This is a genomic window from Paenibacillus sepulcri, from assembly GCF_042647105.1.
Lineage (GTDB): Bacteria > Bacillota > Bacilli > Paenibacillales > Paenibacillaceae > Paenibacillus_Z > Paenibacillus_Z sepulcri.
Window position 1 is genome coordinate 4,126,471 of record NZ_JBHRUP010000001.1, and the last position, 12,493, is coordinate 4,138,963.

Here is a 12,493-nt window from a genome sequence, read left to right on the forward strand (position 1 = left end):
AGATGGCGCAAGACACAGCAGCCGCCCCTGCACCCATGGCTTCATCAGGCAGAAGCGGAAGAAAGCTCAAACGGTATGGGATTCTGGCATTGATGATGGTGCCGGGGCTAATCTATTTTCTGGTCAACAACTACTTGCCGATGTTCGGTTTGGTTGTCGCATTCAAGGATGTCAATTTCTCCAAAGGCTTTCTTGCCGGCGACTGGGTAGGGCTGAAAAATTTTGAATATTTGTTTAAAACGACGGATGCCTATATCATCACCCGCAACACGATCCTCTATAATGGCTCGTTTATCCTGATAAACACAGTGGCGGCTATCGCCGCAGCGATTCTTTTGAATGAAATCAAGAATAAGCTTTTCATGCGTTTTTATCAAAGCATCCTGTTGATCCCTTATCTTATCTCCACCATTATCATCAGTTATCTGGTTTTTGCGATGCTCAGCACGGAAACCGGCTTTATCAACAACACCATACTGCCATGGTTTCATGCCGAAGGTATCTCCTGGTACAATGAAGCGAAATATTGGCCGTTTATCTTAACGATCGTCAATACCTGGAAGAGCGTCGGCTTTCTGTGCGTCGTATACCTGGCTTCCATTATCGGTATCGACCCCGAATATTACGAGGCGGCTACGATCGACGGCGCGTCCAAATTCCAGCAGATCCGTGCCATTACGCTTCCTCTGATTATTCCAACGATCGTTGTGATGACACTGCTTGCGATCGGACGCATTTTTTATTCCGACTTCGGGCTGTTCTATCAGGTTCCGATGAATTCGGGTTCGCTCTACGATACGACCAACGTAATCGATACTTACGTCTATCGGGGGCTGATCCAGCTCGGAGATATCGGGATGTCGTCTGCCGCAGGGCTGTACCAGTCCCTGGTTGGTCTGATTCTGGTGCTGCTGTCCAATTACGTCGTCCGGAAAGTCAACCGGGAAAATTCATTGTTTTAAGGAGGGGAGCAGCGAATGAATAAAGAAAACCAAGTTTGGCAGTGGATTTCGCATATCGTCATGGTGCTTGTTTCAATTGCGTGCTTGTTTCCGTTCGTGCTCCTTGTGGTCTCCTCGTTCACAAGCGAACATGACATCATCCGCGAAGGGTATTCCTTTTTTCCAAAATCATTAAGTCTTGATGCCTACACGTATTTAGGCAATAAAATGGGTGAAATTGCAAGGGCTTACGGAATCACCGTATTGATTACCGCCGCAGGCACCATTGTAGGGGTAGCGATTACCGCCATGCTGGCCTATCCAATTTCCAAGCCCGACATGCCCTATCGGAATGTGGTTGCGTTTCTGATCTTTTTCACGCTGCTGTTCAATGGCGGGCTTGTTCCCACCTATCTGATCTATACGCAAGCGTTCGAGATTAAAAATACGATTTGGGCGCTGATCGTACCGGGATTGCTGACCAACGGGTTTAATGTAATGCTGGTACGGTCGTACTTCACCACGTCCATCCCTGCGCCCGTCATCGAATCGGCGAATATAGACGGAGCGGGGGAGTTCAGAACCTTTTTTTCTATTGTCATTCCGCTGTCCACTCCCATTCTCGCGACAATCGGATTGTTTCAGCTCGTGCTCTACTGGAACGACTGGTTTAACGGCATGATCTATATCACGGACAGCAAGCTGTACAGCCTGCAGAATATGCTTAACCGCATATTGACGGATATACAGTTCCTGTCATCCAGCAATCTGAGCAGCAGCGTAAAATCCGGTCCGATGCCAAGCGAAACGGTCAGAATGGCAATCGCCGTGATCGGGGTTATTCCCCTGCTGGTCGCGTATCCGTTCTTCCAGCGTTTCTTCGTGAAAGGACTTGTCGTCGGAGCCGTGAAAGGGTAACGGAAAAGCACAGCTTGATTCAAATGGAGACTGTTGCGATTGGAAACGGCATCCACAATGTCGAGGTTTCTCAATAACATGAGCCTATTCGTAATTTCGAATGGGCTCTTTTTGACCTTGGCCAAGGCAGATGAAGCCCATGAAGGATGAAGGAGCCAATGACTTCATAGCGAGGCCATTTGACCGGACCGAGGTAATCCAGCGCATTCATAATCCGCCGGGAACGAGATACTACCATCTGCAGCATCAGGATCAGACTTATTTGAAAGAGAACTAAAGCATACGTAAAAGGCAAATGGTATACGTCATAAGCGGTAGCAGTTCTGGACTAGACTAGTTTTTTGCTTGTCCGTGGTTGCTGCTTTTTTAAAGGCCTGCTCCGCCTGTCCTTTTCACCTGACCTATAAATATTTGTAAATGGGAGAACGGACTCATAGCGGGACAAGGAGAAATCCAAAACAATATCGAAATTAGTAGGCAATGACCATAATTTAACCATCCTAGGGGTACATTGCCGATGACAAATATGAATTTCCAAGTAAACCTGCAAGGCGTTATCGATCTATTGTCGAATCATCTTTATTCCGATCCCGGCGTATTCATCCGCGAGCTGCTTCAGAACGGAGTCGATGCGATTACGGCCAGGAAGCGGCTGGGCCACTCATTTGAGGAGAAGGTGAAGGCGGAGATATTCCCGTCTTCCCACACGCTCTCTTTTCAGGATAACGGCTGCGGACTCACGGAGTCCGGGATTGAACAGTTCCTCGCGCGAATCGGGAGCACAACGAAGAAGGACAATCTGGACGCATCCGATGATTTCATCGGTCAATTCGGCGTGGGACTCTTATCCTGTTTCGTGGTGAGCGATGAAATTGTATTGATTACGCGTTCTGCGCTTGAAGGCGATTCCCTGGAATGGCGGGGCAAGCCTGACGGCACCTATCAGATCAAGAAGCTCAAGAAGGATGTTTCAGTTGGTACAACGGTCTATCTGAAGGCCAAGCCTGAGTATGAAGAATACTTCGAATTTTACCGGGTGCGGGAATTGCTCCAGAAGTTTGGAGAGTTTCTGGCCGCTCCCATCTACTTGATTGAAGAGAAATATGAGCAGCGGATCAATGAGTCCTTGCCTCCCTGGCGGATGGATAAAGAGGCTGCCATGACCTATGTGGAGGATGCCACCTACAATAAACCGTTGGATATTATCCCGCTGCGTTCGATTCTTGGCGGCGTGGAAGGAGTTGCCCACATTCTTCCCTTTGCGGTCAGCCTGCAGGACGAGAAGAAGCATAAGGTTTACTTGAAGAACATGCTGCTTTCCGACAAAATGAACAACATCCTGCCGCCATGGGCTTTTTTCGTGAATGGCATTCTGAACACAGACAGCCTGCGGCCGACGGCTTCGAGGGAAGCTTTCCAGGAGAATGATCTGTTCTTCACGGTCAGGGATGAGCTGGGGGAATGCATCAAGTCCCATCTGATTGGGCTGGCAGAGCAGAATCCGGAATTGTTCAAACGCATTATTCTTGTGCACTACGCCTCCATCAAAGCCATGGCTGTAGAGGACGAGGAGCTGTATGCATTATTTATCCGCCATCTGAACTTTGAGACCTCTTACGGCACAATGGATATGGCGGCGATTACGAGTCTTCATTCCTCGATTCTATTGACCCCGACGCTCGATGAATTCAGGCAGATCTCCAGAGTAGCGAAGTCGCAGGAATTAATGGTCATCAACGGCGGGTATGTCCATGATTTTGAGCTTGTCCGTAAAGTTGCCAGCGTTATGGAGCATGTCAAATTGACGGTTCTGGATATATTGGAATTCTCGAACCGGTTCGAGCCGCTGGGCCGGGAAGAACAGATGGACGTCCAGCCATTTCTGGAATTATCCGATCGTCTGCTGATGAAATATCAATGCCAAAGCTTGATCAGATGGTTTGAACCGGCAGATTTGCCTGTGCTCTATAATACGAATCAGGAAGTGAACTTTTTTAAGCTGGCGGAAGAAAGCGAGAAGGAAGCGAACGCGCTTTTTACCGATATCGTGCATGTCATTCGGACAGAGCTGTATGAGAAGCCTTATGCGCGGCTGTGCTACAACTATAATAATCAGATTGTGCGCAAAGCCATCGCATCCAACGATATCCGGATTCAGCAAGTATGCATAGAGCTGTTCTATACGCAGTCCCTGTTGATGGGCAATCACCCTCTAGGTCCGGAGGAATTGAGATTAATGAACGATTCTTTGCTGGAATTCATGAACATGGGCTTGGATCGGGCGAATGGGGCAGACCTATGAAGAACCGGTTTAATCATTTGCGGAGACAGACGTGGAGTATGCCCGATGGCGTCCAAAAGCTTGCGCTGCTGGAAGAAGCCATTCATATCGCGGATAAATATTTGACGGAAGAAAATGCTTATGACGCCCGAATGGATTATTCTAATGCCGCTCTGGAATGCGGCTGCCCGGAGAGGATCTTCATCTCCTTCTCGTGGTGCCTGGCCAAATTCGAGAACTCGCCTGGCGTATATTCCACCTTCAATATCATGTGGCATTATAAATGGATACTGGGCCAGCTTTGGCGGATTCCGCAATTCAGTCTGGAGCAGATCGAGCAGATATTTGACGATTTCAAAGAGAAGTGCAGCAAGTACGGTTATTCCCTAAGGGCCTATTACCAGCAGCAAGTGAATTTCAAGATGTCGCAAGGCAATATGGAGGAAGCGGCCATTCATTATAAGCAGTGGAGAGCAGCAAATCGGGACTCATTATCCGACTGCAAGGCCTGCGAGCAGAACTTGTTCGGCAGATACCACTTTATGATCAATCAAAATAAAAAGGGCATGCAGACGGTTAAACCGATATTGGAAGGGAAGCTGCAATGCCGCTCCATACCGCAGAACACCTACAGTCAAATCATTAATCCTTTACTCAAGCTGGGCGAATATGAGCGGGCCATCAGTACGGCCAATAAGGCTTTCCGAACGATCACGGGTCCCGGGTATTTGACCGAATACGGCATCTTTATGGAGTTTTTCACGGTGACGGATATGAGGAAGGCCGTCAAACTATATGAACGGACCATTCGATTGGGATTGGAGAGCAGAGTGCCATGGGACCAATTGCAATATCTGCTGTCTCTTCGTCACTTCCTTCAGGAATGGAGTAAAACAAGACGCAGAAAAAAGCTGCTGGAATCCGACACGGTCACCTTGAGCTGGCTGGATAATGAAATTCAGTCGATAGCCGAATTGTTTAATGCCAGAAACGGCAATGACTATATGACACAGTATATCTCGGAGAAAGAGCTGAATTTCCGCCGGCTGGTTCTTGCTTATTCAAAAGCGCAGAAGGAATAAGTGTAAATGACAATACTCCATATAATAGTCCGCAAATAGCAGCGGCAGTCCGGACATTATTGATTCCCGGACCGCCGTTTGTGCTGTTAACCGGAGAACTACGGCAAGCTTGGATGAATCAATCAGGAAGACCGAGACCCAGCAGCCTGGCTCCATTCTCATACAACACTTTGTCTAACACGCCTTCATTCCAGCTTTGGCTGCGGAAGTGCTGCAGCGCGAATCCATAAGGCATGTTCGGATAGCAGCTGCCGTAGAGAATCCGGTCCGAGAGCGGGAAGTTCGCGGCTTCCACATACAGCTGGCTGCCGGGGAAGCCGAGATATAAATCCGGTGAGAGGTAGATATTCGGGCAATAGATAGCCGTTGTGACGGCCTCGCTGACGAATGGCCATGCTCCATGGGAAATAACGATGTTCAGCTCCGGATATTTCCTGGCAGCGCGAATGAGGCGGTTAGGTCTTATATAGTCGTAATCCGGTGAAGGGCTGATCAGCCCAAGAAATCCGCTTAACGTAATGGATAACGGCAGATTATGCCTCAGACATGCTTCTAAGATAGGATCCCACGACGGGTCTCCAATCGGGGTAAGAGGCTGGAGGGTCACCGGATTGATCGATACGCCGTGGAACAGCTGCGAAGCCGCATAGGTCTCGATGGTTTCTACTGCACCTTCCACATCCATATTGTCCAAGCCGATGAATCCAATAAACCGCTTTGTCGGCTGACTGCCCAAAAATGCTCCGAGCTCCTTATTGGAGGAGCCGGGCTCGTTGCCGCGTCCCATTACCACGGCGTGAGTAATGCCAAACGCGTCCATTTCCCCAATTACCTGCCCGAGTGTTTCCGACTTGATGGGTTCAAGTCCCTGCAGATTCAAAAAGCCGGTCAAGGCATCCCGGCCTTCCGCGAACAGCTGCTCCCAGGCAGGCAAGGGCGGTTTCATGCGAAAATCAATAATCATGCGCATACTCCTCCGTTTAGATTCGAATATCCAAACTCTAACATTGGACCAGCAGACCGTCTAATAGATCAATCGGTTCCCATAATCAATAATCTCTATTAAGGGCCCGGATACTATTTTTGCCGGAAGCGTTCGTGTATAGTAAGATAATAAAAAAACCACGTGCAAAGGAGAAAGCCTATGTGCCGGAATATTAAGCCGCTTTTCAACTTTGACCCACCTGCTACCGAAGATGAGATTCAAGCCGCTGCGCTTCAATTTGTAAGGAAAATCTCGGGCTTCACCAAGCCCTCCAAGGCGAACGAGGAAGCGTTCAATCAGGCCATTATGGAGGTAACGCTGGTGGCCGGCAAACTGTTGGAGTCACTGGTGACGAATGCTGAGCCGCGCAACCGCGAAATTGTAATTCAGCGTGCCCGCGCCGGATACGCGAAAAGGTTCGGAACTGAAAGTAATTGAGGATTTGGTTTATTGCATTTCTAAACGTTCCTGCACCACTAAAGGACCTTACGCAAACCGTATAATCGGCTTGCGTAAGGCTCTTTTTCGATTCAGCTTGTTCAGTCGGGGGCTTTATTGGCAGGATTACATTATTTACACATATAATATGTATACATATAATTAATACATATATTAAATGAGGAGTGATTATATGTGGGAATTCGAGCACACGATAACGACAGGGGCAAGAGCCAAGACGATCTGGGAACTTTATAGCGACATCTCGTCATGGGTAGTCTGGGATAAGGGAATCGCCTATGTCTCCTTGGAAGGTACTTTCACCGCGGGTACCCGTGGAATCTTGCAGCCAGAGGGGCAGGAGCGCTTGGCCTTTGAACTTACAGAGGTGGAGCCCCGGCGCGGCTTCTCGGATGTTACCGACATGCCGGAAGCGGGGATTCAAATCCATTTCACTCATCGTCTTCAAGAGACTGGCGAAGGGACGGCCATTACGCACCGGGTTCAGATTACAGGTCCCGAGGCAGAACGGCTTGGCCCGCAGATAGGGGCCCACATGGTTCAAGGCATCCCGGATACTATGGAGTGCCTAGCCTCGTTAGCATTGGACAGAGAGCGGCAGCAGCATGCCAAGTAATGCAATAAATGAGCGCCTGGGATTTTCAGACGATTGCCGGCGCTATGCTGGAGGAATGAAATGAGCTCAGAATTTAAGGAATCGAGGGATAGCCCGGGTTTTCTCCTGTGGCAGACAACGAATATTTGGCAAAGGGAGATTCGGCGTGTTCTGGAGCCCCTCGAGCTGACACACCCCCAGTTCGTGCTGCTTTTCTCCTGTCAGTGGCTGAACGGCAAAGGCAGCGATGGCGGTGTGACGCAAGTCCAGCTGGCGAATCACGCCCAGATGGATGTGAATGTGACTTCGCAGGTACTGAGAACACTTGAGAAAAAAGGCTATATCAAACGAAGTCCCCATTCGATCGATACCCGGGCGAAGGTCATTACGATGACTGCACCCGGCAATGATCTCGCCACCCGGGCTGTACAAGTCGTCGAAGCGGCGGATCGTGCATTTTTCGAGAGCATCGGCGACGATAAGGGGCAGCTGATTGACCTCTTGCTGCAGCTGGTGAAGAGGCATAATTCCTGAGCAAAGATTCTTCTCAAATGAAAGAGGATTTCCCGTCCAGGCGCCCGCACCGCGCGCAGCTCCCAACGCCCGGTGCGGCGCTGCATGACGGCTGTCCGACCACATACAGACGGACATCCGGAGTAATTCCCATTGCTGCAGGTCAGGTGATCTTTGGAAGTGCTATGCTATACTTCTCATATAAAAGGGGGAGATCCTTTATGGCGAGAAGACGAATTTATCCTCAGAATTTAGCCTCCGGCTCAGAGGGGCAGGAGATAACCCATATCCCGCTGGACCAGGCCCGGATCACGCAGACGGCTCTTCTTTTATTGAATGAGATCGGCCTGAAGGAATTAAGCATGCGCAAAATAGCGGATAAATTGCAGGTCAAAACCGCCTCCCTGTATTACCATGTCAAAGACAAAGACCAGCTGCTTCAGCTGCTGGCTGACAAAATAAGCGAACAAATGGTATGGCCGGATGCCGACCTGCCTTGGACCGACCAGATTCTGCAGTGGGGGGAGCAGTTCAGGCGGGCGCTCCATGCTTACCGGGACGCGGTCGATATTTTCAATACCACGATCGCTATGGGGTATCACCGTTTGCTGCAAATCGAGAAGCTGTATAAGCTCCTTGCCTCGGCGGGGTTCCCAGATCATCAAATTCCCTGGGCGGCTTCCATGCTGAAAAACCATGTACTTGGGTTTGTCGCGGAAGAGGCCCGCTTGAGGGAATTTGCCGGAGAAGACGGGGATACGCAGGAGAAGATGAGCGGGAATTTCAATCAATTTTATTCGCAATTACCGGAGGATCAGTTCCCCTATATGATCCGTCTGGCCTCCTATACGACAAATTCCAACTGGGACGAGGAGTTTCAATTCGGTTTGAGTGTTTTCATCGCTGGATTTTCCCTAAAGCTTCCGCCTGCTGAGTCGTAAACCGCTTCCCCCGGGAACGAAGCCGATCGGCGCTGCCGAGGACGGCAAGGGTTGGCTGGAAGCGGGCGGGATCGGCAGCGTTCCAGACGTTATCATTGGACAAGCTGCAGCGAATTTTGCCCAAGCCTTCTTGGATGCGATAGCGGCTCGCCGCCACTGGGACAGGCAGCTCGTATAAGGGATAGATCCGGAACAAGGAAACGAATCCGGGACCGGGCAAGCAAAGAGCCGTGCATCATGTACGGCTATTTGCTCTCCTACTGCCGAAACGCCGCTGGCAGCACAAATAGCAATTGTGATTCTTTCGCATGAGGGAAAAAGAGGGCATCCTTTATAACCATCGCTATATTCCTGCATATCGGTTAGAATTAAGCAGAGTATAACAAATAGAGCTTTTAATCGATTGGGAGCTGTGGGAATGTCGAAGGAAGAAGAAATTATATTAACCAAAGAAGGCCTGGCCAAGCTGGAGTTCGAGCTGGATGATCTCAAGACGGTCAAACGCAAGGAGCTGGCCAGCCGTATTAAACTCGCGATCAGCTACGGCGATTTGAAGGAAAACAGTGAGTATCATTCCGCCAAAAATGACCAATCCTTCATGGAAACGAGAATCATGGTTCTGGAAAAAATGCTGAATAAAGCACGTGTCGCGGATGACAGCATGGATATCTCCACTGTTCAGATCGGCCTTATTGCGGTCCTGAATGATGTTGAATTTTCCGAAAAATTAGAATACATGCTTGTCGGCTCCAGCGAGGCCGATGCTTCCGATAATAAAATCTCCTACGAGAGCCCGCTCGGCAAAGCGCTGATGGGAAAATCCGTGGGCAGCATCATCAGCGTGAATGCCCCGATGGGCGTTATCCAATACGAACTGCTTGAAATCAAAGCCATGTAAGAAGAGATACTCGGCATCAACATTCTTATATTCAATCTGTGTGGCGTTGTGGACTTCTCTCTAATATTCGAACCTGGCGCCGCTTCTTTCATGACGAGAGAGGCGGCGCCGTTTGTATGAACGACCGGCAGTGAAACTATAACGGAAGAGGCAGGACTATGAGTAAGCAGTCATTCAAAGACTATGCGATAAGTGAAGAGATCATCAGAGCATTGGACAGCCTCGGGTACGAAACGCCGACCAGCGTGCAGCAGGAAGTCCTGCCCGCGGCGCTTGCAAGGCAGGATCTGGTGGTGAAATCGCAAACCGGAAGCGGAAAAACCGCGGCATTCGGGATTCCGGTCTGTGAGCTGGCGGACTGGAATGAGAACAAGCCGCAGGCGCTGGTTCTGACTCCCACACGGGAGCTTGCGGTCCAGGTGAAAGAGGATTTGACCCATATCGGGCGGTTCAAACGAATTAAGGTCGCGGCTCTTTACGGCAAGCAGCCCTTTACCATTCAAACAGCGGAATTAAAGCAGAGAACCCATGTGATCGTCGGGACTCCAGGGCGTGTGCTGGACCACATCCAGCGAGGCACGCTTGTGCTGGACCGTCTGGCCTGCCTGGTTATTGATGAGGCCGACGAGATGCTGAATATGGGCTTTATCGAGCAGGTGGAGGCGATCATTCAGGCGCTGCCGGGAAGCAGGGTGACGATGCTGTTCTCGGCGACCCTGCCGCGGGATGTGGAAAGTCTTTGCCAGAAATATATGAACAATCCTGTTCATATCGAGCTTGAGGCAGCCGGGGTCACGACGGACCAGATTCAGCATTCTCTGATCGAGGTGAAGGATGCCGACAAGTGGCCCTTGCTTCAGGCGGTCACCATCGTCGAGAATCCGGACAGCTGCATGATTTTTTGCCGGACGAAGGAACAGGTGGACCAGCTGTTCATACGAATGGCCGCGCTGGATTATTCATGCGACAAGATCCATGGAGGTCTGGAGCAGGAGGTCCGGTTCGAGGTCATGAACGCCTTCAGGCGCGGACAATTCCGCTACCTGATCGCTACCGATGTCGCCGCCAGAGGCATTGATATCGATAATATATCGCTGGTCATTAATTATGATCTCCCCATGGAGAAGGAAAGCTATGTCCATCGTACGGGAAGAACCGGCCGCGCGGGCAAGCAGGGGAAGGCCATAACGTTCGCAACCCCTCACGAGGGCAAGTTTCTGGCGGACATTGAACGCTATATCGGGTTTGCGATTCCGGTTATGAAGGCTCCTTCAAGAGAACAGGTTGCCCTGAGAGAACCAGCCTTCGAAGCGAAGTCGCATGCCCGGACTACGCTCAAGAAAGACAAGAATGAGCAGATTAATGCGGGAATTATGAAGCTGAATTTCAACGGCGGCAAGAAAAAGAAGCTCAGAGCCGTTGATTTTGTCGGCACGATTGCCAGAATTGAAGGGGTAACCGCAGAGGATATCGGCATTATTACGATCCAGGATAATGTGTCCTATGTGGATATTTTGAATGGCAAAGGGCCGCTGGTGCTTGAAGTCATGCAGACGACGAACATCAAGGGCAAGCTGCTGAAGGTCCGCAAGGCTTTGAAATAAAACGGGTTCATGGCGGGGATTCGCCTTACCTTTCATGGATCTCCCCTTGTGTTAGCAAAAAAAATTTGGGACAATAATAAATAGATGGGCGAACATAGCCCTTCTCTGTCATAAGAAACGGCCCTACATTTCGAAGCTTTTGAAAAGAGGATATCCAATGAATAAAGCATCTATATATGGAATGACCCTGGATCAGCTGACGGCCTGGCTGTCGGAGCGTGGACATCGGAAGTTCCGCGCCGCGCAGGTATGGGATTGGCTGTACAGGAAGCGGGTAACGGCTTTCACGGACATGACCGATGTCCATCCGGAATGCATTGCCGTACTGGAGGAGCATTTTGTCATCCAGACTCTGACCGAGCATGTGAAGCAGGAATCGGCTGACGGCACGATCAAGTTCCTGTTCAAGCTGGTGGACGGCAATCTGATCGAAACGGTGCTCATGAAGCATAAATTCGGACTATCGGTGTGCGTGACGACCCAGGTGGGCTGTAACATCGGCTGCAGCTTCTGCGCAAGCGGACTGCTGCCCAAGAGCCGGGATCTGACAAGCGGCGAAATCGTGGAACAAATCATGAACGTTCAGCTTCATCTTGATCAAGCCGGACAGGAGGGCAAAGTCAGCCACGTAGTCGTGATGGGTATCGGCGAGCCATTCGATAATTTTGAGAATCTGTCCGATTTCCTGCGGGTCATTAAGGACCATAAGGGGCTTGCTATCGGAGCAAGGCATATCACGGTTTCGACCAGCGGCCTCGCGGATAAAATCATCGAATTCACCGATTCCGATATGCAGGTGAATCTGGCGGTGTCCCTGCATGCGCCCAATAATGAGCTTCGCACGCGGATTATGAAAATCAACCGTGCAATTCCCATCGAGAAGCTGATGGAGGCGATCCAATATTACTGGGATAAAACCAACCGCCGGATCACGCTGGAATACATTTTGCTGAAGGATGTCAATGATCACAGGGAGCAGGCTCTTGAGCTGGCTGAGCTGATCGGGGACAACAAGCATCTGGCCAATGTGAATCTCATTCCCTACAATCCCGTGGATGAGCACAGTCAATATCAGAGAAGCGAGCAGGAGTCGATACGGGCTTTCTATGATACGCTCAAGAAGCAGGGCGTCAGCTGCAGCGTCCGCCTGGAGCACGGCACCGATATCGATGCTGCGTGCGGACAGCTCAGAAGCAAGCAAATCAAGGAATCCAAACCAGCCGGCCCGGGCAGGATTGCTGCGGGATAAAGGAAGAAAGGCAATAGCAGGCTTCTT

13 protein-coding genes are annotated in these 12,493 nt (G+C 50.2%); 12 read left to right on the forward strand and 1 reads right to left on the reverse strand.

What is annotated here, in order from left to right:
• The first annotated feature begins 2 nt into the window (after positions 1 to 2).
• The 5 genes from ACFOLF_RS18250 (at position 3) to ACFOLF_RS18270 (ending at position 5,222) form a co-directional block, all read left to right on the forward strand.
• A complete protein-coding gene (locus ACFOLF_RS18250; RefSeq protein ID WP_379114400.1) occupies positions 3 to 962 on the forward strand; it encodes an ABC transporter permease in 960 nt (319 codons plus the stop codon).
• Between the two features lie 15 nt (positions 963 to 977).
• Complete coding sequence (locus tag ACFOLF_RS18255; RefSeq protein ID WP_210039251.1) at positions 978 to 1,859, forward strand: carbohydrate ABC transporter permease; 882 nt, start codon at positions 978 to 980, stop codon at positions 1,857 to 1,859.
• Between the two features lie 139 nt (positions 1,860 to 1,998).
• Positions 1,999 to 2,136: a hypothetical protein gene (locus tag ACFOLF_RS18260; RefSeq protein WP_210039250.1), complete on the forward strand. Its 138-nt coding sequence runs from the start codon at positions 1,999 to 2,001 to the stop codon at positions 2,134 to 2,136.
• A gap of 240 nt (positions 2,137 to 2,376) precedes the next feature.
• Positions 2,377 to 4,161, forward strand: a complete 1,785-nt coding sequence (locus tag ACFOLF_RS18265; RefSeq protein WP_379114403.1) for an HSP90 family protein — start codon at positions 2,377 to 2,379, stop codon at positions 4,159 to 4,161.
• On the forward strand, positions 4,158 to 5,222 hold the full coding sequence (locus ACFOLF_RS18270; RefSeq protein WP_210039249.1) for a hypothetical protein: 1,065 nt from the start codon (positions 4,158 to 4,160) through the stop codon (positions 5,220 to 5,222). The genes ACFOLF_RS18265 and ACFOLF_RS18270 overlap by 4 nt, the downstream gene beginning before the upstream one ends.
• A gap of 118 nt (positions 5,223 to 5,340) precedes the next feature.
• Here ACFOLF_RS18270 and ACFOLF_RS18275 read toward each other — a convergent pair whose 3' ends face one another.
• Complete coding sequence (locus ACFOLF_RS18275) at positions 5,341 to 6,186, reverse strand: amidohydrolase family protein (RefSeq protein ID WP_210039248.1); 846 nt, start codon at positions 6,184 to 6,186, stop codon at positions 5,341 to 5,343.
• 180 nt (positions 6,187 to 6,366) lie between these two features.
• On the opposite strand from ACFOLF_RS18275, the gene ACFOLF_RS18280 reads away from it, so the two are divergent.
• From ACFOLF_RS18280 to rlmN, 7 genes are all read left to right on the forward strand, one after another.
• Positions 6,367 to 6,645, forward strand: coding sequence for a DUF2277 domain-containing protein (locus tag ACFOLF_RS18280; protein WP_210039247.1), 279 nt, complete (start codon positions 6,367 to 6,369; stop codon positions 6,643 to 6,645).
• A gap of 193 nt (positions 6,646 to 6,838) precedes the next feature.
• Entirely contained in the window at positions 6,839 to 7,282 is a 444-nt protein-coding gene (locus tag ACFOLF_RS18285) for an SRPBCC family protein (protein ID WP_210039246.1), read from the forward strand.
• Between the two features lie 60 nt (positions 7,283 to 7,342).
• Positions 7,343 to 7,795 carry a MarR family winged helix-turn-helix transcriptional regulator gene (locus ACFOLF_RS18290; RefSeq protein WP_210039245.1) on the forward strand — a complete coding sequence of 151 codons (453 nt, stop codon included), beginning with the start codon at positions 7,343 to 7,345 and terminating at the stop codon, positions 7,793 to 7,795.
• A gap of 200 nt (positions 7,796 to 7,995) precedes the next feature.
• The gene (locus ACFOLF_RS18295) at positions 7,996 to 8,715 is read left to right on the forward strand and encodes a TetR/AcrR family transcriptional regulator C-terminal domain-containing protein (protein ID WP_210039244.1); all 720 of its coding nucleotides are present in this window, start codon (positions 7,996 to 7,998) and stop codon (positions 8,713 to 8,715) included.
• Positions 8,716 to 9,133: 418 nt separating this feature from the next.
• The gene (gene greA, locus ACFOLF_RS18300; RefSeq protein WP_210039243.1) at positions 9,134 to 9,613 is read left to right on the forward strand and encodes a transcription elongation factor GreA; all 480 of its coding nucleotides are present in this window, start codon (positions 9,134 to 9,136) and stop codon (positions 9,611 to 9,613) included.
• A gap of 158 nt (positions 9,614 to 9,771) precedes the next feature.
• Positions 9,772 to 11,217, forward strand: a complete 1,446-nt coding sequence (locus ACFOLF_RS18305) for a DEAD/DEAH box helicase (protein WP_210039242.1) — start codon at positions 9,772 to 9,774, stop codon at positions 11,215 to 11,217.
• A 157-nt stretch (positions 11,218 to 11,374) separates the two neighbouring features.
• Positions 11,375 to 12,466 carry a 23S rRNA (adenine(2503)-C(2))-methyltransferase RlmN gene (rlmN, locus tag ACFOLF_RS18310; protein ID WP_210039241.1) on the forward strand — a complete coding sequence of 364 codons (1,092 nt, stop codon included), beginning with the start codon at positions 11,375 to 11,377 and terminating at the stop codon, positions 12,464 to 12,466.
• Positions 12,467 to 12,493 lie beyond the last annotated feature (27 nt).